The 24,113-nt window shown below is 51.1% G+C and carries 16 protein-coding genes; 5 read left to right on the forward strand and 11 right to left on the reverse strand.

What is annotated here, in order from left to right; all coding sequences use genetic code 11:
- Window positions 1-9: 9 nt before the first annotated feature.
- The 9 genes from NST07_RS24885 to NST07_RS24925 form a co-directional block, all read right to left on the reverse strand.
- Window positions 10-927, reverse strand: coding sequence for a carbohydrate ABC transporter permease (locus tag NST07_RS24885; RefSeq protein WP_341095118.1), 918 nt, complete (start codon window positions 925-927; stop codon window positions 10-12).
- 38 nt (window positions 928-965) lie between these two features.
- A complete protein-coding gene (locus tag NST07_RS24890; RefSeq protein WP_341095121.1) occupies window positions 966-1,892 on the reverse strand; it encodes an ABC transporter permease subunit in 927 nt (308 codons plus the stop codon).
- A gap of 92 nt (window positions 1,893-1,984) precedes the next feature.
- Complete coding sequence (locus tag NST07_RS24895) at window positions 1,985-3,505, reverse strand: ABC transporter substrate-binding protein (protein WP_342480340.1); 1,521 nt, start codon at window positions 3,503-3,505, stop codon at window positions 1,985-1,987.
- Between the two features lie 165 nt (window positions 3,506-3,670).
- On the reverse strand, window positions 3,671-5,188 hold the full coding sequence (locus NST07_RS24900; RefSeq protein WP_341095124.1) for a response regulator transcription factor: 1,518 nt from the start codon (window positions 5,186-5,188) through the stop codon (window positions 3,671-3,673).
- Window positions 5,181-6,860 carry a sensor histidine kinase gene (locus tag NST07_RS24905; protein WP_341095126.1) on the reverse strand — a complete coding sequence of 560 codons (1,680 nt, stop codon included), beginning with the start codon at window positions 6,858-6,860 and terminating at the stop codon, window positions 5,181-5,183. The genes NST07_RS24900 and NST07_RS24905 overlap by 8 nt, the downstream gene beginning before the upstream one ends.
- 333 nt (window positions 6,861-7,193) lie before the next feature.
- On the reverse strand, window positions 7,194-9,986 hold the full coding sequence (locus NST07_RS24910; protein ID WP_341095129.1) for a hypothetical protein: 2,793 nt from the start codon (window positions 9,984-9,986) through the stop codon (window positions 7,194-7,196).
- 375 nt (window positions 9,987-10,361) lie between these two features.
- The gene (locus tag NST07_RS24915; RefSeq protein WP_341095130.1) at window positions 10,362-11,489 is read right to left on the reverse strand and encodes a glycoside hydrolase family 88 protein; all 1,128 of its coding nucleotides are present in this window, start codon (window positions 11,487-11,489) and stop codon (window positions 10,362-10,364) included.
- Between the two features lie 285 nt (window positions 11,490-11,774).
- Window positions 11,775-12,815, reverse strand: coding sequence for an alpha/beta hydrolase family protein (locus NST07_RS24920; RefSeq protein ID WP_342480341.1), 1,041 nt, complete (start codon window positions 12,813-12,815; stop codon window positions 11,775-11,777).
- A gap of 42 nt (window positions 12,816-12,857) precedes the next feature.
- The gene (locus NST07_RS24925; RefSeq protein ID WP_341095134.1) at window positions 12,858-13,748 is read right to left on the reverse strand and encodes a pectinesterase family protein; all 891 of its coding nucleotides are present in this window, start codon (window positions 13,746-13,748) and stop codon (window positions 12,858-12,860) included.
- A gap of 73 nt (window positions 13,749-13,821) precedes the next feature.
- Between NST07_RS24925 and NST07_RS24930 the strand changes: the two genes are divergently transcribed.
- Window positions 13,822-14,691, forward strand: coding sequence for an AraC family transcriptional regulator (locus NST07_RS24930; RefSeq protein ID WP_341095135.1), 870 nt, complete (start codon window positions 13,822-13,824; stop codon window positions 14,689-14,691).
- Between the two features lie 3 nt (window positions 14,692-14,694).
- Here the strand turns inward: NST07_RS24930 and NST07_RS24935 are convergent, their stop codons facing one another.
- Together NST07_RS24935 and NST07_RS24940 are read right to left on the reverse strand one after the other, a co-directional pair.
- A complete protein-coding gene (locus NST07_RS24935; protein WP_342480342.1) occupies window positions 14,695-16,146 on the reverse strand; it encodes a glycoside hydrolase family 28 protein in 1,452 nt (483 codons plus the stop codon).
- 18 nt (window positions 16,147-16,164) lie between these two features.
- Window positions 16,165-17,730, reverse strand: coding sequence for a glycoside hydrolase family 43 protein (locus NST07_RS24940; protein ID WP_341097743.1), 1,566 nt, complete (start codon window positions 17,728-17,730; stop codon window positions 16,165-16,167).
- Window positions 17,731-17,931: 201 nt separating this feature from the next.
- Between NST07_RS24940 and NST07_RS24945 the strand changes: the two genes are divergently transcribed.
- The 4 genes from NST07_RS24945 to NST07_RS24960 all read left to right on the forward strand — a co-directional run bounded on the left by NST07_RS24945 (window position 17,932) and on the right by NST07_RS24960 (window position 24,015).
- The gene (locus tag NST07_RS24945; RefSeq protein WP_342480343.1) at window positions 17,932-20,157 is read left to right on the forward strand and encodes a helix-turn-helix domain-containing protein; all 2,226 of its coding nucleotides are present in this window, start codon (window positions 17,932-17,934) and stop codon (window positions 20,155-20,157) included.
- Between the two features lie 306 nt (window positions 20,158-20,463).
- A complete protein-coding gene (locus NST07_RS24950) occupies window positions 20,464-21,444 on the forward strand; it encodes an ABC transporter permease subunit (RefSeq protein WP_341095138.1) in 981 nt (326 codons plus the stop codon).
- A gap of 11 nt (window positions 21,445-21,455) precedes the next feature.
- The gene (locus tag NST07_RS24955) at window positions 21,456-22,340 is read left to right on the forward strand and encodes a carbohydrate ABC transporter permease (RefSeq protein ID WP_076114482.1); all 885 of its coding nucleotides are present in this window, start codon (window positions 21,456-21,458) and stop codon (window positions 22,338-22,340) included.
- Between the two features lie 142 nt (window positions 22,341-22,482).
- The gene (locus tag NST07_RS24960; protein WP_341095140.1) at window positions 22,483-24,015 is read left to right on the forward strand and encodes a DUF3502 domain-containing protein; all 1,533 of its coding nucleotides are present in this window, start codon (window positions 22,483-22,485) and stop codon (window positions 24,013-24,015) included.
- Window positions 24,016-24,113: the final 98 nt, after the last annotated feature.

Here is a 24,113-nt window from a genome sequence, read left to right on the forward strand (position 1 = left end):
TGTTCTGTCTTATTCTTTAACTGCACCTACGGTAAGTCCTTGGATGAAATAACGCTGGAAGAATGGATATGCAAAAATGATCGGACCTGTGGCAAGCACCACCATGGCCATACGCGATGTATCCTGAGGCATCGACCGCAGCGCCTCCAGACTAAGCGAACTGTTTTGCGAGTTTTGCAGGATAAATTGCATGCTGGTCTCAATCCGCATCAGCATCGACTGCAGCGGCACCAGATCGGGATTATCAATATAAAGCAAGGCGTTGAACCAGTCGTTCCAGTACCCGAGCGTGCTGAACAGTGCAATCGTAGCCAGGCCGGGCAGAGACAGCGGCAGAACAAGGGTAAGAAACACCCGGAATTCGCCGGCCCCGTCGATTTTCCCAGACTCAATAATGGCATCCGGCACGCTGGTGCTGTAGAAGGTACGCAGAATCATAATATAAAAGGCATTGACAGCCAACGGCAGAATCAAAGCCCAAATGCTGTCCTTCAATCCAAGAAACTGGGTCACGACAATATAGGTCGGCACCAGCCCCCCGTTAAACAGCATTGTGAAGAAGGCGAAGAAGGCGAAGAAATTGCGGTATTTAAAGCTTTTACGTGATATGGCATAGGCGTACAGCGCAATAAACAGCAGGCTGACAATGGTGCCGATCACCGTTACAAAGATAGTCACCCCGTATGAGCGGAGTAAAGTGTCACCTGAATCAAAGATATATTGATAGGCCCCAACGCTCCATTTAGAGGGGATTAGCTTGTAGCCCTCCCGGGCGAGCGCTCCTTCATCGGTGAACGAGATGATCACCACAAACAGAAACGGAAAAATACAAAGAAAAGCAAAAGCGCCGGCAATACAATTAAAAATGATGTTCCATCCTTTAGACAGCTGATGGAAGTTGCGCGCTTTAGCAGGATTTGCAGACATAGGATTCCCTCACTTTCCTTCATTGACCTTTCATTGACCTAGAATAAGGCACTGTCCTTATCGAATCTCCGCACGATGTAATTGGAGGTAATGACCAGAACAAAACCAACCACTGATTGATACAAGCCCGCAGCTGTGCTCATGCCGATCTCACCGGTCGTCTTGAGTCCGCGGTACACATACGTATCGATAACATTGGTCACGCTATAGAGCGTCCCCGAATCTCTTGGCACTTGATAGAACAGTCCGAAATCCGCATAAAAAATCTTCCCGATCGCAAGCAAGGTCATAATGGTGATAATCGGGCTGAGCAAGGGGAGCGTAATGTTGCGGATCTGCTGGAATTTGCTTGCTCCGTCGATCATCGCCGCTTCGTACAGCGACTTGTCAATGCCCATGATCGCAGCCAGATAGACTACGCTGTTATATCCTACTGCCTTCCACAAGTACACGAAGATAAGAATGAAAGGCCAGTATTTCGATTCTGAATACCATGAAATGTGGCTTCCGAATATTTCGTTCAGCAATCCCCGCTCCGAGCTGAGGAAGCTGAAAGCAAAATAGCCCACGACCACCCAGGACAGAAAATACGGCAGGAACATTCCCGTCTGATACAGCTTGGCCAGCTTTTTATTGGCAATCTCAGACAGCACTACCGCCAGCAGCACCGATAAGATCAGTCCCACCACGATAAAAGCCATGTTATACAACAGTGTATTGCGTGTAATCAGATACGCATCGTTCGTGGTGAATAAGAACTTGAAATTATCCCAGCCAACCCACTTGCTGTTTACGATGCTGGCCAAAAACCCGTCCTTGCTGAACCGGTATTCTTTAAAGGCAATGACCGTCCCGATCATTGGCAGATAGGAGAAAAATAAAAACCATAACGTGCCCGGAAGAACCATGAACAGCAGTACTTTATTTCTCACAACATCTCGGGTTGTATTTCGAATTTTACCCATATTACTAATTCCTCCTATCCCGCAAAGATCAATGTCTTCATAATCAAAAGACCGGGCTAAGTCTAATCACCCGCCCGATCTTGAATAAGTTTCTACTTATTGTTCGCTGCTTTCCAGGCATCGAGCTGTGATTGAGCTTCAGTGATAATTTTATCCAGTCCGGCAGCCTTGAACTTTTCATTGGCTTTGGCCAGATATTCTTCCGGATCTACCGCTCCCGTCATAAGCGGGGCCCAGAATTCCTCTTTAACATTTTGTACCGCCGCGATTTCATTGGTTATTTTCGACGTATCGAAGTTGAACCCGAGCAGCGGCGCATTAATGCCGGCATCATTAAATTTCTTGAACTCTTCCCATTTATTCTCAGGGTCGCCTTCATTCAAATAGTTGATCATGATGTTGCCGAGTGAAAAAGTAGGCATATCGTAGTTCTTCGCATCCGGCAGATTCTTGACCATGTTGTCGCCGACCTTCTCGTAATGCACGCCTTCAATACCGGAATCAATCATATTGCGCAGTACAGGGTCTGTGTTCAACAGATTAAGGAATTCCATCGCTTTCTCAGGATGCTCGGAGTTGGCGGAGATGGCCTGCATCGAGCCCATGACGGACCAGTTATAGATGTAAGGCTGACCGGCTGGAGTGGAGACCACCGGATAACCGTAGCTTGCGGACCACAGATTGTCGGCCAACGGCTGGGTAGCCGCCCGGTCCGTGAACCATTTGCCTGATTTGTACAAGTCATCAACCGATGAGGTGGTTGCTACTTCTGGAGAGATATAACCAGCCTTATAGAATTTGCGAACCGTTTTAAGGGCTTCTTTAATCTCAGGAGATTCCAGGATATTTACAACCTTGTAGTCCTTAGTGTCCATATATACAGCCATAGGCATTTTCTCAATAATGTAATCGAAAGGCATGACCGGCATAAAGTCCTTGACCATTGCGTATGGAGTCACTTCCGGTTCATTTTCTTTGATCGTTTTCAGCAGCGGTTCCAGATCTTCCATCGATTTCACGTTTGTGATATCCAGTTTGTATTTGTCCAGCAATTCTTTATTGAAGCGGTATACTTCCTGTGCGGGAAGCTCTTTATTCGCGGGAACAGCATAATTATGGCCGTCGACTTTGGAGCCCTCAAGGAAGGCGGGATCAATCGTATCTTTAATGCCCTTTCCTTGTTTATCCAGCAGCTCATCCAGCTGCATAAACGCACCTTTACGTGCATTCTGCACGTAATCAAAAGCCCAGGAACAAGTAAACAGAATATCCATAGGCTCGCCTGATGCGACCATGACTTGCATTTTTTGCGTGTAGTCCCCGAAATCAATCATTTTCATATCAATGGTTGCATTGATTTTTTCGAGCGTGTATTTGTTAACTTCCTCAAGCACTTTGTCCAAATCCTTCTGCGGTGCTCCAATGGTATACCAGGTCAACTCTACGGGTTTCTCAGAACTTCCCGTTTCTGCCGCGGTGTTGTTGCCCGCCTTGCTCTCCCCATTGGTGTCAGTTGTTTTGTTGTTGTTATTGCCTCCGCAAGCGCTTAACGTTAGAGAAAGCGCTAACAACGATGTCAGCAATAAGGAGAAGCTTTTCTTTTTCTTGCTCATCTGCTGTACCTCCCTTTTTATTAGCTTGGGAATCCAGTCTTGCCTGTTATCAGCGGCAACCTGTTTCCTTAAGCTCTGTCTTCATTTTATTGAATGAAAGCATTTTCAAATAGAAGATAAACTATATAAACTGATGTATAAAATAAAGAAAATAAAGGGCAACTGTTAGAGCAGCCCTTTGAATTCAGTCGGAGAAATGCCTACATACTTTTTAAATTGCTTGTAAAAATAGCCCATCTCCCAATAACCTACATTTTTCGCGATTTCATGAACCTTGCAGTTCGTCGAGCGCAGCTGTTCCTTGGCTTTCTCAATCCGGTAACGATTCAGATATTCCGCAAAAGATTCACCGACCGCTTTATTAAATAGCTGCCCTAAATACACCGGATGAATATTGAATGTATAACCCAGCTTTTTCAGGGACAGATCCTCGCCATAGGATTTCTCGATGTAGTTCAGCACCTGATTGACCACCGGGCTTTTCACCTCGCGCTCCAGCAGCTCAATGACTTTTTTGGCTGTATTCTTCAAAGCCACAGACAGCGCCGGAAGGGAATTCGCCGTTCTGATGGAGGTCAATACATCCGCAATAAGTTCCCGCTCCATCTCGCTTCGGATATCCTTGATCAGCATGCGGAAATACAGAATCCAGTCCAGTGCGATCTCCTGAAGCAGGTCAGGCGTGATCCCTTCCATCCGCTCCTCTGACAAATACGAGTCGATCCTCTCCATTAACGCTGGCATATCCTTGGAGATGATTAACTTCGTATATTCGTTCCAGTCCTCCGGCAGGCTGTCTTTTAAATCTTTCTTGCGCTCCTTCAATTGTTCATAATAGATCAGCTTGCGCTCCGGATGGATGGTCAAAAATTCCAGCGCCTGTTTTGCTGATTCATAGCTTAGGTGGGCAGCAGTCTCCGTTTCCTCTATCGCTCCAACAGCAGCGCGTATCCGCAGATCAGAAGGACAGGTGCCGATCATTCTCTTTAGAAGGGCATCCATTTCCGCAGGCCCGGTGTCTTTATCCTCAAAATTATGTACCAGCACAAAATCATTATCGGCGTCCCAGAAGGTGAAGAACCAAGGGTTGCTCTCAGCCAGCGCAGCGGTATTCACCTGAAATGATTCCGTTTCCATCTCTGTCTGAATTAAGGCTACTTGAATAAACCGCTTATTGATCGGCAAGCCAAGCAGCTGCAGCCGCTCCGACAGCTCGTTCCGGTCAATCTGATTCCGCATCCAGCGCAGCAGCATGTTGTCCTTGAGCACGGATGCCGTATACTGTGACCACTCCATATCTACTCTGGAGACATTCAGCTTCTCGACGACAGTTTCCAGGGTACTCTGGAATTCTGCCAGGTTGATCGGCTTGAGCAGATAGTTCTCAATTCCCAGCGACAAGCCCTCCTTGACGTACATGAATTCATCATATCCGCTGAGCACAATCACTTTTATTTCCGGGCGGAACTTCGTTACGGCACGAATACACTCCAGTCCTGACATGACAGGCATGGAGATATCGGTAATCAGAATATCAGCAGGCACTTCCCTAAGCATATCCAACGCTTCCTGCCCGTTCTCAGCTTGGCCGACAATCTCCAGCCCGAGCAGCTCCCAATCCAATATGTCGCGCAAGCCTGTAAGTATGAACGGCTCGTCATCCACAATAAACACCTTATACATGGTTCATTTCCTCCTCGCCGGGATAGGGATAAGTAATGATGACTGTGGTACCCGCTCCCGCTCCTTCTTCACTCATAAGCTCAATGCCATAAGGCTTTCCGTACATTAGCTTGAGGCGGTCATGAATGCTCCGCAGACCAAACGACTCCGATTCGGATAGCCCGTCGTCTTGCTCCAGATCCAGCCGAAGCCGGCTCAGCTTCTCCTCCGCGATGCCCCGGCCATTGTCACTAACGACGGCACGGATTACTCCTTCCTGTGGATAGACGCTGATGTTAATCCAGTTATCCTTCTGCCCGGTCCGCATTCCGTGCAAAATATAATTTTCGATGACCGGCTGAAGCGTCATCTTCAGCACCGGCAAATTCTCCAGCTCCTTCTCGCATTCGATGGTATACGCGAAGCGGTCTGTGTAGCGGATCCGGAACAACTCCAGGTACATCTTGCATGCCTCCAGTTCATCCTTGAACGTATACCTGGCTTTGGGCCGGACATAGGATTTGAACAATACGGACAGGCTGTAGATCATATCGCCCACGTCTTTGGCGCCGCTGGAAACGGCACGCATGCGGATGACTTCCAAGGTGTTATAGAGAAAATGCGGATTCACCCGCGCTTCAAGCGTAGCGATTTCGGTACGCTTTTGTTTGATTTCAGCTTTAAACACCTTATCAATATACTGGTTCAATTCGTCCAGCATGTCGTTAAAGCTTTTGGCGATCTGCCCCAGTTCATCTTCCCGGCTATCCGAGATTCGCGCATTGAGATCCCCGTTCTTCACCTTGCGGGTAAAGCGGATAATGCGATGTGTCCTTTTGGCGAAACTGGAAATGAACATAGCCGGCAATAATACCGCGAACAAAATGCATACGGCAGCTATGGTAATGATCGTATTGCGGGCACTGCTGTACGTTTCCTCTAGCTCTTGCTTGGAGATAAGGCTGACTACCGAATAACCGGCTTGGCTCTGGGTCAGGCGGGTAGCCACCATACCGTCAAGGGAAATATCCTCATCGGATGTCATTTCTTGCAGTTCCAGATATTTTTTACCGTATTTTTTGCCGGAGGTATCAAATAGCACATCGTTCTGAGCGGAAAGCACAAGAATGGTGCCCTTGAAATCCTGCTGATAATTCTTCATGCTCTGCCAAATGGAAGCGGAATCAAAATATACGAGCATCTGGCCAATATTACGCAGCGATGCCTTATTGCTGATGGGAATGCGCACCGAGAACATCGGCGACCGCTGCATACCGAGGCTCTTAAGCACCCAAATATTCGGAATGGAAACATTGCTGGCCTCATCCAGATACATCGTATCCGGGATAAACGAATGGGCGGCATTGGTTGACACCATATCAAACTGCCTGCGGTTGCTGTAAAAATACATTACCTGCTGGTTGGCGCTATACAGCATCAAGCTTCTGATATCCGGGTCATCGTCGATTTTATTCTGAAAATATTGCACAACGTCGGAATTCGACTGGTTCGAGATAAAAAAACGGTCCAGGCGGTGCTCGACATATTCGCCGAAAGGATTTTCCAGCAGAAAGGTGGTGTTGCTGGCCAGATCCCCATCCCGGTATACATCCCGTATGATGTCCTGGACGGATTGGTACTTGTGCTCCACATAGTTGCTGACGCTCTCCATCGTCTTTCGTTGAATATCCATCTGCCTCTGCACCGCAGATTGTGATATCAGCATCAACATGAGATAGGAAAAAACTATAATGCTGGCAACGAATATGCAGGACACAATCAGAGTAAAACGCAAAAACAAATTATCTTTAAAATATCTGCGATACAGGGTTTCTCTCCGCATAAGCAACCCTCCTGTATATATTGTCGAAGTCTAGTATATCATGTCGTTTTTTCTGTAACACAGGAGAAATATCCCTTTCTTCGATACTGAAGAGGCGCCCGCCTCCCCTTGTTGAAGCCAGGGGGGCAAGCGCCTTGATGATTGCTTCATTTCAGAAAATCCATTCCCGTCAAAGGCAAGGTTCTATTTGCCCCGGAGATATAGCGGCTCTGAACGGTTGCCGTTGTAATCTTCCATAACCGCCGTTACCACACGCGCGGTCGAGGTAAAGGAAAGGCTTGCTTTGGTCGTTCTTCCCCGGATAATCATCGGCTTATCTCCTGAACTGTAGGTGGTGGGGAAGGATTTGGCTACACCGTCCTCATAAATATAAAGGTAGCGCCAATCCCTGCTGTTTGGCATCGGCAGGTTCAGTGTATTTCCTGTCCATGACCAGTTCGCGGCATAGGGTTCAGAAATTGTATCGGTAAACCTGCCGTTATAAGTAACCGTATTCGTTTGACCCGTCTTCAGAGTAACTGTAAACTCATCACCGTTAACCGGCATTTGCCCGAAAGATGCGGACGTGCTGCCCTCCGGCAATACCTTTTGCGCGGTTACAGGCTGCGGAGTCGTAATCTGGTTAATGGAATTCACAGTCACTGTAATACTGCCGGAAGACGGCTGCGGGTTCGTCCATTTGACAACGAATTTACCGTCAGCACCGACCTCTGTTCCGATGCCCGAGACTGCTGAATTCAGGTCAAAGGATACCGTTGCGGCTTCACCTTCCAGTCCGTCCGCTCCAACCGCTACCACCTTAATCACTCCGGATTTGGCAGGCAGCTTTTTAATATAAAAGGTCTCGTCGTACTTTCCGCCCACATAGACATCATTCACATACACATTGTACTGCTTAACCTTCGAATAATCAGAATTGAGACTCCATTTCACGTACATCTCATTCGTGTTGGGAAGCAGTTGGGTAATCTCCAGACCGGCCGGAGGGGCAGGCTTGACTGCCGAACCGTCATAAATCCGGATCTGGCCAAGGTTCACCTGATAGTTGGTTATGGTTTTCTGACCCGGTGTGAAGACCAGTCCGAAAGCGGCGATTTTTTTGCCGGCATATGCGCTTAAATCCAGCTCCTTGGTCACCCAGCCCGCAGTTTTCTTCCCGCTGTCCGGAAGGGGAACTTTTACCACAACCGCCGGCTGATCTTCGAAGATGATGCCTGCTTGCATTACAGACTGATCATCGGCAGAAGGTTTATTGTACGTGACCGACATTTTGGAGCCGGAGTTCAACATCAGTTCGCTTTTGTATAAACGCAAGAAGTTTTCTTTGGAGAGATTACCGTTCACAGCCAAGGAACTCCCCCCGTTATAGCCTCCCAGCTGTTGATAGTTCAGGCGGTTTGTTCCCGAAATATCATATTTGGTACCGTAGTCGTAATCAACCGTTAACCGGTTGCCTTTGGTGTCCTGCCACCACTGCCAGGTTACCGGCACATCCTGCAGACTCATGTTGGACCACTCATCAGGACTCGAGATCTTTCCGTCCACATAATAGGACAGCCCGTGCCCGGTGTTGAAATTGGTGTAGAAATTGGAATTCTTAAGCACAGAACGTTCCGAGATGACCGAAGCAATCCCCGGCCAGTATCTGTTATCCGCGTAAACATCTGCAACGGTGTTTGTTGCCGATTTCGCCGTATTTTTTGGGTCCACATTCGGACCGGACCACCAGAGCTGCTCCCGGAGGTTGGTCATCCATTGATAATTGTTCTCCGACCGGTGCGAAACCGGCCAGGATAGCCCCATATCCTCATCCAGACCGGCATGGACGAAATCTGCCCCCAGTGTGGCAAGGCTTAGGCGGGGAATTCCGTTGTTCAGCTTATTATTGAGCGCCGTCCCTTGAACACTTTTAAACCGGTCTCTGCCTGCTTCCAGACCGGCAAAACCGACATCGAACAAGTTGAAGTTAGTTCCGGCCGAACTATTCAGTTTATTTAAGTACGCAGCCGCACTGTTAATCTGTGTATTTCCCACGCCATAATCAAAGAAATAGGAATCTGCAACGTTCTCACCGGCTGCTTTGTCGTACAGAAAGGAGATGTTGTTGTCATTGATCGTTCGGGCAAATTCATTTTTACCTGTGGATGAATTGAGGGAATCGTACCATTGGATATACAGCCCGTTTTTTTGGAGCGTCTTCACAAAAGCGATGTAATCCGAAATGTCTGCTGGCGCTACATTGTTAGGGCTGATTTCCTCCTGATTGATGAAATAACCGTCATAGCCGAAGTAATGTGCCATTTCGATCAATTTCTCAGCCACCGGGAATTTTCCGGTAGGATCCTTTACAAGCATTTGCTTGTAAGTCTGCTGTCCCCGGTCATTGTCGGAGAAAAATATCCCGGCCAGGGACATCACCCCGTTTTTGTGCGCCGCATCGGTATAGGTCGGGTTGGGAATATTCAATATTCCGAACTCAAACCATTTCTGCTGCCAGTCTTTCTGCGCCAGTTCGTCGTAATATTCTGGCGGTGTATAGGCAGTCGCCGTGCCATGCCAGTAGGAATAATAGTCAATATACTGCCAGTAGTTGAAGTGATACTGGGCAAACTTGTTGGTGTAAGGGGCATTCTCGATAAAGGCGTTGCCATAATCCCCGGCGACTGTAATCATTTGCACCTTGGGATTAAGTTTGGGATTAGCCTGTGTAGCAGCAAATGGAGCAATACGCTGCTGCAGGGGTACCCGGGATCTGAGAAGCGCTGCATAAGGATCTGTTTCAGGACTCCAGTCCGCGATTTGATTGCTGGTATAGCCGTGAACACTCGGTTGATTCTTGCCATGAGCGCTTTCATTCTTGAACGGCCATGTATCTCCCGCCAAGGCAGTTTGCGGCAGCAATGTAACCAGAAGCGCTGCCCCTACAACCGCCGAGGTCAATTTTTTAAGCTTTTTTGTCCGGGCATAAGATACCATTGTCCACTCTCCTCATTTTGGTTTAATCCTTGGATCACCTAATTCAGCAATGGTGGAATTGCAAGCGCATTCACAATAACCTGAACCTTATCACCTCTTTTTTAGATTTGATGCACATCTAATATAACGAATATAATGTTGAATCCCATAGGAGATAAATTAAAGATGTACTAGACAAATTAAAGGAAAATAATCTCTTGGGGACACCTTGTAATATCCAAATCATAAAAAAACAGCCCAACCATTCATATTCATCACGAATGATTGGACCGCAGCTATAATTATGGTACCGGTATATCTAAAACAATACCCACATATAATGCAGGGATTTGACGGCTGTCCGCGCGTAACCGGCAGCTTCCCTCCAGATGGACTTTAATGGCTGTCGCGATACCCCTCCACTTCCAGGGAAGCCAGTAAAAACGGCGCCACTCCCATAGCGGCATCAGACACCATAGCCTCGGAAACGTAGTAATCATAGGAGCCGTTGCGGTCCTTACTCAAACCCGCTCCATGGCAGATCTTGTGCAAATGAACACCCTGTTCATCCTCTGAGGTCAGATGGGCCAGGATGCCTTCATAACCTTGGAGCATGACATCTTTAAAAGAGGGCTCCAGATAGCGCAGCCTCAGCCCTTTGGCCATCGCATACACAAACATGCAGGAGCCGGAGGCTTCGAGATAATTACCCTTCCGTCCAGCCTGATCCAGTACCTGGTACCAGAGGCCGGTCTTTGAGTCTTGAACCTCTGCTAGTGCGCCGCACATCCGCTGGAAGATCCCGATGATCGTTCCCCGCTGCGGATGGGTAACCGGGAAATGCTCCAGGCAGTCTACCACAGCCATCGCATACCAGCCCATCGCCCGGCTCCAGAAATGGGAGGACAAGCCGGTGGACGAGTCGGCCCATTCCTGCTCCCGGGATTCATCCCAGCCGTGATAGAGCAGACCGGTACGGGGATCGCGGGTTCTGCGCTCCACCAGCAGCAGCTGATGGGCCGCCTCATCAATCAATTCAGGGCGCTGAAAAACTTTGCCGTATTCCGCAAGAAAGGGCGATGCCATATAAAGCCCGTCCAGCCACATCTGGAATGGATATACCTTCTTATGCCAGAATCCGCCTTCGGAGGTACGGGGATGCCCGATAAGCTGCGCAGCCAGCAGGTGTGCTGCTTCGGCATAACGCGTCTCTCCGGTTTGCTGATACAGCCGGAACAGGTTTTTCCCCTGGTTGATCTGGTCCAAGTTGTATTCCTCCAGCGTATAGGAACGGATCGAGCCGTCCTCCCGGATGAAGCTGTCCATATGCCGCGTCATAAACGAGAGATATTCAGGCTCTGCGAGCTGGACTCCGGCACGTGCCATAGCCATCAGCAGCATGCCTGGGACATAGGCCCAGCGTTCCAGCACGTATTCGTTCTCCCCCTGCCCGTTGCAGGCTCCGAGAATTGTATCCGCGATTTTACGGGACCAACGTCCGGTTGTTGCTTCAGTTATACTCATCGCTATTCCTCCTGTCGCTTGTGTATCTATATAGATTGAACTTGTGGTTTTAGAGTACAGGAGCAGTCGCAACTACGGTGAATATTTGGACTTCCGGCCGCTCTTGTCGTAAGAATTTCTTGATTTTAACCGCTAGTAGCGGTAGAAATCCGAAGACTGCTTATGCTTTCGATGCTAGCTTTCCTTCGGAAAGCTTTCAGGCGGACGCTACCACTCCTCCAGTTCCAAAATCCCCCTCCGTTGCTCCTTTCCTTTATCTCAAGTTTTTAAGTTCAATCTATATAGTTAAGTTTGACTTTCAGCTCCGGCAAGCTGCTTCAGCAGCCAGGCAAATGCCGGTTCACCGTGAATCTCATGCCCTCCTGCAAAAAAGTCCGCCTCGACCTGACCGCCCCTGCCCGAGGCAGTGTAAATCTGCTGCAGTCTGGCCAAAGCCAGCTTTGCTCCGTCCGGGCCAAACAGATGATCAGCGTCTCCCGATTCCAGGAATAAGCCGCGCGGCGCAATCAGGCCCAGCAGATCCGGCATTTCCGCCTCCAGCAGAATACCGGGAATATAATTATCCAGGCAGTGATTCCGCGTCAGAATGCTGTCCGCGAACGTATTGGCATACCCGCTTACAACCGCACAGGCAATCCGTTCGTCAAGCGCAGCGGTGAAACCTGCTACCAATCCGCCGCCGGAAATGCCCATAATTCCGATTCTATTGCTCCTAACCTCTTCCCTTGTCTGCAAATAATCCAGTGCCCTCATCGTTTCGTAGATACGGTAGCCAGCCATTGTCTGACCCGCCATCAGCAGTGCCGAGGACAGGCGGAAGCAGGAATTGCGCCCGGGCTCACCGCTGGTGAGGTCCTCCACAAGGCGCCTGTCGCCAAATCCCAGCAGCTCGGGTGCGGCGACTACGAACCCCCGTTTCACCAATGAAACGGCAAAATCCTTATGCAGCCCCGGATCCCCTTCACGATCCGAGCCATCCGGCTGCAGGGCGGTGATCTCCCGGATGCCGTAGCCATGACCATGAATGGCAAGAACGGCGGGCGCAGGAGAAGACAGCGGCTGCTCCGGGATCAGAAGATAGAGCGGCATGCGCAGCCCTTCATAGGTAGTGATCTCGATCCGTTCCCTTGTATAACCGTTACAGACCGTCCGCTCCATAAGAATGGGCTGAAGCTGGGCTGGCCTCTCCGGGAACCCGCCCAGCCTTCTGGCGAGGCCTGCGGCAAGCCCGGCCCGCCATTGCCCGTAGGGAATGTCCGTACGGAAAGCGGAGCTGCGCGGTGCGGAACCGGTCAGCTGTTTCATGTATTGTTCCAGTGGTTCCATCCGAAGTTATCCTCCTCATCCAATCCGCAGTGTGCGGATAGCTTAATAACCTTCGGGATGCCAGCCGTCCAGTACGGACAACACCCTATACTCCGCAGCTTCCTCTGCAGTCAGCTGCCGGGACCACGGCGCTCTTGCTGCCGGATTCGCCCCTGTTCCGCTGCTGCCGAATTCTTCATACCGGCTGCTCATCTCCCGGTCCGGCTGCCCCCAATTATGCCAGCCTTCCCCGATGACCGAACCATCCATGACCGTGCGGATGAAGGCAACATGCGCAAAAGGCCGCCAAGGGCGTCCAAGATACACTTCGCTTACCCCTTCGCCGCCGGTAATTTTACAGTCCAGGAACACATAACCATACGGGGCGCCCTCCGGTGTGGAAGCAGCAGTAATATAACCTCTGGATCGCTTATTGTGCAGATGGCAGTGATCAAATAAAGCCGTAGCGGCACCAAAAATATAATCCACATCGCCTTCGATATAACATTCGTTATAATATTGTCTGCCCTGTCCGGTATAGAGCGTATCCTGATCGCCCAGCAGACGCACCCGCCGGAACACCGCCTGCCCGGCATCGACGAAAGCCGCCACCGCTTGACCGGTACCCGGGCCAGAAGCATTCCGGATAGTCAGATTCTCAGCCGTGAAGCCTTCGGCGAACACATTCAGGGTGCCGGACCGGAAGGTGCCCAGCGGCTCTCCGTCCGGGCCCAGCGTATGGGCATTGTCAGACCAGGTGATGACGGTGGAATGGGGATCTTCCCCCAGCAGCAGAATCGGCGGCGATTCCTTACCCACTGTTATTTTCCCCTCGTAAATGCCCGGTTTGATCCGGATTGTTACCTCCGAAGGATGTCCCTTCGGAATGGAATCCAGCGCTTCCTGCAGACTGCTGTACCCTTCATTGCCATTCTTCGATACTGTAATTAACATTTGCGGCTCCTTTCCTATCAGCCTGTGTTTATTCTATAATAACCGTAACGGTTCGAGAGAGATGAGGAAATTCATGAACAGCGTGAGCAGCCCCAATCCCAAATATCATATTGAAGAAGGCCGGTTCAGTATTCAGCACATGAAACGCAAGGGCATCACTGCTATGCCGCGCCCCCACAGCCATGAGCTGACCGAGCTGTACTACCTGACGGAGGGGGAACGGGTGTACTTTGTGGACGAACGGGTAGTTACGGTGCACAAGGGTGAGCTTATTCTCATTCAAGGCCGGGAGCTTCATGCCACCGCAAGCTCCGAAATCGCCGAGTTTGAGCGGGTGCTGATTAATTACGACCCGGAGCTGCTGCCGGAGCTGCTGCGGGAGGAATCCAAATGGTTCCATAACCGCAGATACCGCCTGTTCCGGCTGACCCTGCGCGAGCAGGATGAGGTGCAGAGCCTGCTGAACCGGATGCTGGATGAATGCCGGCTCCAGAGGGTGTATTACGAAATCTCGGTAGTCACACTATTCGCCGAGCTGATGATTCTGCTGCAGCGTTCAGAGAGTACCTCGCAGACCGGCGGGACGAAACATCCGCTTCATCATCTGGTGACGGATGTCGCCACTTACATCCGCGAGCACTACCGTGAAGCGCTGACTCTAGAAGAGACGGCGGGGCATTTTTTCATTAGCCCTTCTTACTTGAGCCGGGTGTTCCATCGGCTGACGGGGTTTCACTTTCGTGAATACATCGTCCATATACGCATCCGGGAAGCCGAACGCCTCCTTGCGGGATCTGCAGGTAAAATTCAGGAAATCGCTTCTGCCGTCGGATTCGAGCATCTCTCCCACTTCAATAAGACGTTCAAAAAATCGACCGGGCTGACCCCGCTGCAGTATCGGAAAGAAGTCAAATCGCAGCCTTCGTCCCCATTCAAGGGATAACTATCATTCCACCATTTCCAGATCTTCTGATCGGAGAAGCGATACATTGCTGCATTGATGCATTTGCAGCTTAGGCAGCTTAGCCGTCTGTAGCTGGATACGGTCCAGCGAAAGACTGTCAGCATGCCTAAGAACAATTCCCCGCTCACTCACCGCATGGAAATTCTCGACGCTCAGTCCGGCAAGCGGCATCTCCGGCAGTCCATTCACGAGCAGTGCGGTTGCCGCTCCATGGCAGACGATGTTCTTCAAGGCAATATTCCGGAACTGCGGGGTCGCCTCGGTAACCGGGAATTGCTGCTCATTGTATCCTTCCGACCCTTCAACACCCTCATAGAACATGTGGAAAGACACGGCCTCATGGAGTATGCCGCTCATGCGGATGTTCTCCATGACAATATCCTCCACTATGCCGCCTCTTCCCCGGGTACTTTTGAACCGCAGGCCGATGTCCGTGCCGATGAACACACAGTCGCTGACTCTGACTGCATGCACACCGCCGGACATCTCGCTGCCAATTACCACTCCGCCATGCCCGTGATAGACCGTACAGTGACGGATCGTAATATACCGGCAGGGCATCCCCAACCTGCGGCCTTCTTCGTCTTTTCCCGACTTCAGGCAAATCGCGTCATCGCCCACATCGAAGCTGCAGTGCTCGACAAGAGCGTGCGTGCATGATTCCAGATCGAGGCCGTCCCCGTTCTGCGAATACCACGGATTGCGCACCCGGATATTCCTCACGGTAATGTGCTCGCAGCCCAAGGGATGAAGACACCATGCCGGAGAATTCTGGAAGGTCGGCCCTTCCAGCAGCACCCGCCGGGAATTCCGCAGGCTGAGCAGCGCCGGACGGAGATACGCGCGGGCAGGCAGATACGCCTCCATACCCGTCTCCCCGCTCTTCCGCAGCATTTGGCAGACTGCCTCTCCCTCCATGGCTTCACGGGAAGGCCACCAGATTTCACTCTTGTAATCAAGCGCTCCCCCGGAGGCGGTCAGACTGTTCCACTGTAGCTCCGTCATCTTGAACCGCTTCACCGGACGCCAGCCTTCACCGCTGCCGTCGAAGATTCCTTCCCCTGTAACAGCCACATCACTCAGGCCCTCCCCGTCCAGCGGGGCCTGGCAGCGCCAGCCGGATGTTCCCTCGAAATGGGAAGAGAGCAGCGGGTATAGGGCAGGATCGGGATCAAACAGCACTAGCGCGCCCCGCTCGGCACAGAGATTAATCCGGCTGCGCAGCGTAAGCGGCCCTGTACGCCAAAGGCCGGGAGGAATCACCACCTTGCCGCCTCCGGCAGACGCGCAAGCGTCCAGCGCGGCCTGAATAGCGGAGGTACACAGCGAAAGTCCGCCGTCTTCTGCCCCATAATCTGTAATCGTGAAGGTCCGTGCCGGAATCTGCGGAAGCTCGGGCAGGGCATAATCGACATTGTTGCGATTGCCGCTCATTGAACTGTACCTCCCAATCTATTCGAGTCCTTCATAGCTGAACCAGCCAAAATCGGCGTAATTGGCGCTTTCCGCGCCTTGGGAACTGGCATACATGCCGAGATAGGCTCCTGTAAAACCGCCCGCCAGATCTGTGCTGAGCACTGTTCCGTCCGCTTTCCCGCATAGTCCCGTCCACTTGTCGCTTTCGGAGCTTCTATAATAGAAGCTGTAGTCCTGCCCCTTGGCTTCCACCTTCAACTGCACCTTGTCTCCCGGATAAGACACCGAAGCAAGCAGCTGTTCACTGCCGCCGCGGCGTTCGATCAATTGCAGTGCCGGCTCCCCGGCCTCCAGCCCCAATTCACACCGGAAGTGGTAGTCCGCATTCTGGAGCAGCACAAGTCCGGCAACTTCACTTTCGGCGGCGGGTTGGAACGTCATATCCACCGCTGCCCTGAAGCTGAGATGCTGCTGGCGTCTTCCGACATAAGAGGGATTGCCTATTTCCGAGAGACGCTCCGGTTTCAGGCGCAGCCGCAGGAAGCCCGGATGATCACTCAGGCTCCAGAATTCACCGCGCGGCGTGCGCAGGAAGTTCCAGACCGGTGCCAGCTCTGCTCCTTCAAAATCATCGCACGCAGGCAGCTGCGGCCATGTCGTTTCCGGCAGGTCCGGAGCTGGCGATTCAAACTCCAGCACCCCTTTACCGGGGTTCACCACAGGCCATTCATTCTCCCAGGCCACCGGTGTCAGGAACGTTTCACGTCCGAGATTGCGGTAATAGCCGCCGCTGGTCCGGGAAGCCAGGCAGAACATCCACCAGTCTCCATGCTGCGTCTCGATCAGTTCCCCATGGCCGACATTGACGATCGGATAGGCTCTGCCGAGATGGCGGTGCGTCAGAATCGGGTTGGCTTTGTGGCCTTCATAGGGGCCGGTCACGCTCCGGCTTCTGGCAATCGTAATCGCATGGGTATGTCCGGTCCCGCCTTCGGCAATCAGGACATAATACCAGCCGCCGATTTTGTAGATATGGGGTCCCTCCTGCGCGTGGGCCACCTTGAGTGCACCTTGCCAAATGCTATGCTTCGGTCCGACCAGCTTGCCTTGGCCCAGGTCAATCTCCTGCAGCCAAATATCCATATGCTTCGGATAATCCTGCCCTTCGGGCGGAACACGGTTGCCGGTATAGTACACTTTGCCGTCTTCATCGAAGAACAGGGACGAGTCGATGCCGGGGGCATCCTCCAGCCAGACGGGGTCTGACCAGTCTCCGGCCGGATCCGTTGCCGTCACATAGAAATTATGCTGATTCTTATCATTGTCGACATACGTCGTGATCATATAAAAGATGCCCTCATGAAAACGGATTGTCGGTGCCCAGATTCCCATGGACGGAAGGGTTTGATCCAGATTAAGCTGGGACGGGCGGTCCAGCACATGACCCAGCTGGCGCCAATTGACCATATCCTTGCTGTGGAAGATCGGAACACCAGGGAAAAACTCAAAGCTGGACGTCACAAGGTAATAATCTTCTCCCACACGGATAGCCGAGGGGTCAGGGTAAAATCCCGGCAGCACCGGATTACGGAATGTTCTCAACACAGAAGTCCTCCTTCAAACAATCGAATTGTAAGCACCACCAATTATAGTTCGTACAAGTTCAACTTTCTTGCATTTTCTATGTTCTATTTCTTCATTTTTATACTTTCATGCTCAATTCGTAATCTTTTACCGCTTGTCAATGAAACGGTTGTCCCTCTAGAATGGGTATACTAGGATTTACGTAAAGGGGCGATCATCTTGGGAAAGAAAAAGAAGCTGTATACCCGCTTTTTTATGAGCCTGACTCTGATTTCGGTAGGCTGTATTCTTGTTCTGGCCGTCGTGATCTTCTACCTGTACCGGAATATATCTATAGATAATGTCAATAAGGCGAACCAAAATGTGCTGTTGAATACTGAAACTGTTTATATGAACTATAAAGAGATTGTCCAGAACTACACCATGGATTTCTATGCGAATCCCAATATCAACGCGCTGATGATGAACGGGGATACGAGCTGGAGCGACCAGCTCTACAGTGCCCTTAGCCAGATCCGTGGCGCACTGGTGGTCAACCAGTATTTGGAGAATGCTTACATCTTCGGCACGAATGAACCTGTCGCGATGTTCGAGAACTTGCCGCTGAGCCCCGAATCCAAGCTGGAGCTGTTTCAGCGGATACGGACCAGCCGGATCGTCGAATCTCCGTTTCTGTGGAAGGCCACTTTGAACAATGGAACCCCCGTAACCCTGCTGACCGTCTTCTATAATGACCGTGCATTTGCCAGCAGTGAGTATTACGGCGCAGTAGCACTGACCGTTAATCCGGGCAAGCTGCAGAACAATCTCTTCACGCAAAAAGAAGGCGAAGTCACACGTTACGCAGTACTTGACGGAAATGCCAATGTGCTGATGCACAGCGCACTCTCCGGCAGCCCCTTAAAGGCGGACATGCTGAAGCAGGTCGTTGCCTCCACCTCTGAGAGAGGCTCCTTTGTCTACAGGGGTACCGGAGAAGCGCAGCTGATTACCTATATTTATTCCGCTAAGGACAAGCTATGGTTTATTTCGGAGACGTCCTATAAGGACAGCATCCGCGACATTTCAAATGCCCGCAATCTGATGATCAGCCTGTGCCTGGCTCTCATGTTGGCTGCGGCGGCAAGCGCTAACCTGATCTCCCGGCGGATGTACAAGCCCATCGGGCGGCTGTTCGGCAATATTGTTCACCTCTCCGGCAATGAAGAAGCGCTGAAGACAGGCGGTGATTTCGACACCGTAAGCCTGGAGCTAGAGCAAATCGGTGTCAAGCTGGTGCAGCTCAAAAAAGAAAGCGACGACAGCGCCTTGATGCGCTGGCTGCTCTCCCCCCGTGAAGCCTCTGACAATGGCGATACGCCAGTGATGAGCATCGGTGATCCCGGAGGAGCCTACTGTGTATGCGTGCTGGCCATAGAGGAACAAGGCCCGGCAGCAGACACCTTAGAGTCCGGCGGAGAGGGCATTGAGGTGATTCGCACTGCATTCAGCAGGCTGGCGGCGGTGCAAGCCTTCCGGCCGCATGTGGGAACCGCCGTACTCGTTCTCAGTGAACTTCACAGCGGCAGCTTCGGAGATTATGCCTTGTACCGCGGCAAATGGGAAGAGATTGCGGCCTCTCTTCCTGAAACCGGTGTCCGCTGCTCCATCGGGATCAGCGGGTTCTCAAATGATATGGGCCTGCTGAGAAGCAAATATAATGAAGCAACAGAGGGTCTGCAATATATCAAATTTCATGAGCGGCAGAACATTATATTTGCCGATGATACCATCCATCTGAACAGCAGTCCGCTGCCTGACAGTACCCTTGAACCGGTGCTGCTGGCCGTCAGGCAGAGTGATCAGGCGGCCCACATCCCGCAGGCAGTGGAACGGCTGCTGGCCGTGGCCTGCAGCTACCGTGCAGAATCTGCCAATATCGCTTTATCGAGGCTTGCCTTTGAGCTGAGCCGCACAGCGGAATTGAGTACTGACACCCGGCACTCCGGCTTTCTGGACGATTACCAGCGGATCCGGCACATCCAGAGCTATGACAAGCTGCGGAGCTGGATTGAGGAGTGCTGTTACACCGCCCTTGAGCGGATTGCCAGCATGAGTGCTGTACAGACCCGGAATATTGCCACTGAAGCCATTAGCTATATCAGGGGGCATTATACGGATCCCGGGCTGTCCCTGAATGTCCTTGCCGAGAAGCTGTCGCTCAGTCCTGCTTATCTCAGCAGGCTGATTGCCGAAGAGGTAGACAGCAGCTTCCCGGATTTCGTTAACCAGCTGCGTCTTGAACGGGCGCAATTGCTGCTGGTTACGGAACTGGAGATGGATATCCGGCAAATTGCGGAAAAGGTAGGGTATAACAGCAGCACCTATTTTACAACCCAATTCAAAAAACGATATGGAGTTACACCCTCCAAATGGAGAATGAATCATATTCTGCAATCCAAGTAATCCGAAGGGGATGCCTCCGGCTGCCATAGAGCAGCCGGGGGCATCCCCTTTTGGTGTAAGACCGCCTGCATCACTCGGGCCTCCACAGTACGGATTCTACCCTCAAATGGGGCTATTCATAGCCTAAAAAGCAAAATAGTGCTGCTTTTTTGCTTTTTTTAAGCCTATACATTCCGTTTTTTTAATTTTTTTTCGTTTATTATGATAGCGTTTACATTGATTTCAGCTTTATGCTTTGCCTTGTAGAACATGCTCCTGGAACACGGGACAGAAATGATAATGCTACTTTAAAGGAGTGGACGATTAATGAGCCAAGAGGCTATACCGGAGACCACGGGGCGGCACAGTCTGAAGACCCGGACGGCCAGAAGCCGTAGTTTCCGCAAATCTCTGAGGAAGGACAGCTCGCTGTATCTGCTCGCACTGCCGGGCATCGCCGTGTTGATACTTTTTGCGTACCTGCCGATGAGCGGACTGATTCTTGTCTTCAAAAACTACAACTTTAACGACGGGATCTTCGGCAGCCCCTGGGCAGGCTTCTCCAACTTTGAGTTTTTCTTCTCCAGTATGGAGGATGCCCTCAGGGCGACACGCAACACGGTAATGTTGAATGCGCTTTATATGCTGACGGGCACGTTTTTTTCGGTGGCGATCGCCATCATCTTGAACGAGTTGCGCAGTAAATGGTTTATCAAGGTAACGCAGAGTGTGATGTTTTTCCCCTATTTTATTTCGTGGATTATTATCGGAGCGATTCTCTTCTCCCTGCTGGATTATGACAAGGGTATTCTCAACCAGATGTTCCATTCGCTTGGACTTGCCCAAGTCGACTGGTATTCCAGCCCCTGGCTGTTCGTTATCATCCTGGTACTGGCGAATATCTGGAAAAGCGCAGGCTACGGAGCGATTATCTATTATGCGGTGCTGCAGGGAATCGATCCCTCCTATTATGAAGCCGCGCGGATCGACGGTGCCTCAAGATGGCAGATCATTACCAAAATCACGCTGCCGATGCTGATTCCGTCCATTATTTTGATGACACTGCTCGGTATTGGCGGCATGCTGAAAGGCGATCTTAGCATGATTATGGGGGTAACCTTCTTGAATCCGCTGCTACTGCCCACCACCGATATTATTGATGTGTATGTATACCGTACAGCCATTCGTTCCGGCGAATTCGGCTTCGCTTCAGCCATAACTCTCTATCAATCCGTCTTTGGCTTCCTTCTGGTGCTAGTGGCCAACAAGCTGGCCGGCTGGTATGACAAAGACAGCAAACTATTTTAGGAGGCCGCAAGATGCCAACTACCGACAGCAAAGGGCTGCTCATTTTCTTTTATTTCTGTATTGCCATATTCTCGGTCATTTGTCTCGTGCCGTTTGTTCTGGCCGTATCCGGCTCATTATCCACCGAAGCGCGAATCGCTGCGGAAGGCTACTCCTTCTGGCCCCGGGGCTTCACTTTTGAAACCTATGAATTTCTGTTCGGCTCCAAAGCGCAGCAGATCCTGAAGGCGTATTCCATGTCGGTGATCGTTACGGTGCTGGGTACTCTTTCCGCAGTGCTGGTTACCACTGCCTATGCCTACGTTATTTCTGTCAAAAGCTTCCGGCTCAAAAATGTCTTCGCCTTCTTCGCTTACTTCACCATGCTCTTCAGCGGAGGCACCCTGCCGTGGTATTTACTGAGCACCAAATATTATCATCTCGGCGACACCCTGCTAGGCTTGTTCGTGCCTTATCTGCTGAGCGTGTTTCTGATGTTCCTGATGGCCAACTATTTCCGCAGCATTCCGCATGAAATTGTTGAATCGGCGGAAATTGACGGTGCCGGCCACCTGCGGATCTTCTTTAGTATTATGGTCCCGCTGGGCCGGGTCGGACTGGTTACCATCTCCCTGTTCTACGCGCTGCAGTTCTGGAACGATTTCTATCTGCCGCTGATGCTGGTGTCCAACCAGGATCTCTATACGATCCAATATTTGATGTACAACATGATGGCGAACATCCAGTTCCTGGCTTCCGGCAACGCCGCACAGGTCGGTGGCGCAATTATTGCTCCTCCGCTGGAGACGGCCAAAATGGCAATGACCTGCCTGACCGTCCTGCCGATCGCCATATTGTATCCTTTTCTCCAGCGCTTTTTCGTTAAAGGTATTGTCGTGGGTTCGGTCAAAGGCTGATTCCCCGCCAGGTTTTGCCCTAAATTGGATTGCACCAGGCTAATGCTCCCCTGCTTCAACTTGTTGTACAATGGGACGTAAGGGAGCACTGCCATTGCAATATAGCTTCAAGCATATCGATTCTATTTCAGGAGGGTTCATCATGAAAAAGAAAAAAGGTTGGTTAAGTTTGCTCCTGTCCGCTGTGTTCTTGTTAAGCGCCTGCTCCCAGGGCAACAATGAAAGCGCTAACTCTACTGCGGGAGCCGGAAGTGAAGGTACAAGCCCCTCTGCAGGCAGTGATAACCAAGCAGGCAGCGGCCTGGCTCCCGCCAAGCTAAAAATTGTGCTGTACGGGGATGAGTCGAACCGGATGAAAGCATTGGGCAAGTCGGAATTCCATGATGTGATCAAGAAAGAAATCAATGCCGAGGTGGAATTCCAGTTTCTGCCCTGGACCGAATACGGCGGAGGCAAAACTGACCTGATGTTGTCTACGGGAGAGGATTTTGCCACTTACACTGACAGCAATTATATGGTGAAATCAGTCGCCAAAGGGCTGTATACCGATCTTACTCCTTATGTGGATGCCGCACCTGACCTAAGTAAAAATGTTGACGCGGCTTCCTTCAGCGCCTTCCAGCTGGACGGCAAGCAATATGCAATTCCTGTCGGCAACAAGCCGAATTCCGCAGAATTCTACAGCGTGCTGGTCAGACAGGATCTGCTGGAGGAGGCCAACATGACCAAAGTCACCTCGCTGTCAGAGCTGGAGCAGTTCTATGACAAGGTCCATGCCATTCATCCGGAGCTGATTGGTTATGCCTCCACAGATGCCCGCAGAATGCTGCAATATGATTACACGGACAAGAATCTGTACTGGCAAAATGATTTCATTGCGCTTGATGAGTCTGCTAAGGACGATCAAATCATCAGCTGGTTTGAAAGCGAAGAATTCAAGAGTTATGCCAAGCTGATGCACGGCTGGTATGAGAAAGGAATCATCCCGAAATATGCCGCCACCAATGTTCCGCAGCTGCAGTCCGACTGGAACTCCGGCAAAGCAATGTTCTGGGCGGGTACGGCAGCGCGTCCTTTCGAGGGTGCGGCTACGATCTCGCAGGCGGTGCCTGAAGCCAAGCTGGTTAACTATTTCCTTGGCAGCGGCCGTCCGAAGATCAGCCGGGGCACCTACAGCAGCGCCTTTTTCGTCTCCGCCGCAGCTAAGGACCCGGAACGCTACGTGATGTTCTTCAACCTGCTGCAAAAAAATCAGGAGCTGTATGACCTGTTCGCCTACGGCATTGAGGGAACGGACTTCTCCCTGGATGACAAAGGGCGGCTCACGAAAATAACCACCGATCCGCTGATTCCCGACTGGCTGCTGATGAACAAAAATTTCATCCGCTTCGACAACACGGTGCCGGATGATTTTATCGCCGGATATAAAGCCTGGGATGACGGGGCAATCATCTCCAAAGGCGCAGGCTTCAACTTCGACAATACGCCGGTCAAGAATGAAGAAACGAAGCTGAATGGAGTATTTACTGAATACCTCGCGCCAATCGGCAGCGGCTTCAGCGATTATGAGTCCGCCTACCCCAAAGCGCTGGAAAGACTGAAGGCAGCGGGAATTGACAAATATATCGCCGAATATCAAAAGCAGTTCTCGGAATGGTACGCTAAGCAGCAGTAAATAGCCTAGCCTGGCTAGCGCTGGAAAATAGTGATGTCTTGCAAAGCAAAACCAGCGTGCCCCCTATTATACGGGAGGCACGCTGGTTTTCTGTATTG

This window comes from Paenibacillus sp. FSL L8-0340, assembly GCF_038593145.1.
In the GTDB taxonomy this organism is placed as follows: domain Bacteria; phylum Bacillota; class Bacilli; order Paenibacillales; family Paenibacillaceae; genus Paenibacillus_AQ.